General features: G+C 41.4%; 1 protein-coding gene. It reads right to left on the bottom strand.

Going from position 1 to position 1,510, the window contains the following annotated elements:
- Window positions 1-2: 2 nt before the first annotated feature.
- Window positions 3-1,355, bottom strand: a complete 1,353-nt coding sequence (locus DOT_RS12705; RefSeq protein WP_009619171.1) for an IS4 family transposase — start codon at window positions 1,353-1,355, stop codon at window positions 3-5.
- Between the last annotated feature and the right edge of the window lie 155 nt (window positions 1,356-1,510).

Genomic DNA, 1,510 nt, shown 5'->3' with positions numbered 1-1,510 from the left:
ACTCAACTTTCGCACCGCAGTTGTGCGAATAAAGCCTTGATATAACTGGGCAATGCACTGATCCAGTTGTGTAGTTGACTAAGCGATTCTTTGTTTTTGGGTTTATTCGGTAATAGATCGAGTACAAATGTCATCAATTGGCGCAATGCTGTTTTTAAGTCTAAATCCATTACTTCATCTGCAAAAAGGTAAAACAATCCTCCTAGCGAGCGTTCGTCGTTATTTTGTCTACGTTCCCACTCAAGGATGAGATAACGAGTAAAGACTATTGTCGTGTGGCTAATCATCATATCGAATGACCGTCCCTGGAATTCGGTACCCAGCTTTAAGTGTGATTTAGCCACCTTGAAAAAGGTCTCGATACCCCAACGCATCCCATAAATCCTTATTATTTCAGCATTATCTAAGGCAAGATCTGTCGTTAGAATCGCCAACCAATCTCTGCGGTTGTTACGATTCTGGACGAACACAATCTTAAGAGATAAACCTGCTAAGGTTTGAACTCGAACTGAGCCTAAAATTCCCGTTTTATGGTTTTTAGGGATTTTAGCGTAAAGCTCACTTAGACTTAATGCATTTCCCTCGAAACAATAACGTTGTTTAAGCTCCTTTACCATCCCAATGGTGTGAAGTCCCTTATTCATCAGTTTTTGCAGAAGCGGGGCATGAGTAAACCAACTATCCATTAGAACGTAATCTGCCGAGAATCCCATATTGAGAGCCCTTTCAAGCATTTGGACAACGGCGTCAGGTTTAGGATTCATCGCTTCCATGCGACGCTTATAGCCAATGGATCGTTTGTCCAAGTCCTCTCGCATTTCACAAAGACGGTTTTTAACCTTGGCCGAACTCATCAACGTAAAATCTATGGGTGCAAAGCTGTAGCCATCAGACCAACCCAACGTGAGTAAGCTATAGCCACGAACAAAGCGACCAGAAACATGGTCAAAGATTCGGGCTAAGAGTTCAACCTTCTTACTCCTTTCTCGTCCCATGACAGAATCATCGACGATAAAAACACGGATACGCTGTGCGGAGGTGAGTTTTTCAAATCGCCCAATAACCTTAAGACTGAGTAACTGATAGAAACGTCTCCAGTTATAACGGGATTCATTAAGAAACCGATAAACGACGTCTTTACCTGGAAGTAACTCTGCTCGGTTGCCTTCCAGTAAACGGTACAGATTACGGCCCTGAAAAACTAACTGAAATATGATTTGGAAGACAGCGAAGCTTGAGACCCCATAGGATTTGCGGATTCCTGTTGTTCGAAGAAGTTGACTTAACTTAAGAGAAGAAAAAATTAAAGAAAGTTGATTTTGACGCTGTTCAGACAGAGAGTTGTGTTGTAACATTTAGATACGCACCTTTCTGGTTTGGATTAAATGGTGGTTTGGTCACTTCCATTTTACCAATTGGAAAGGTGTTTTTCTGTCAATATAAAAAAATATTTTGTCCTAACCTAGATAGATACTGGGGTAGAGGTAACTTTCGCTATGCGAAAGTTGAG

This window comes from Desulfosporosinus sp. OT (assembly GCF_000224515.1).
GTDB lineage: Bacteria > Bacillota > Desulfitobacteriia > Desulfitobacteriales > Desulfitobacteriaceae > Desulfosporosinus.
This window is presented reverse-complemented; position numbering and strand designations above follow the sequence as displayed.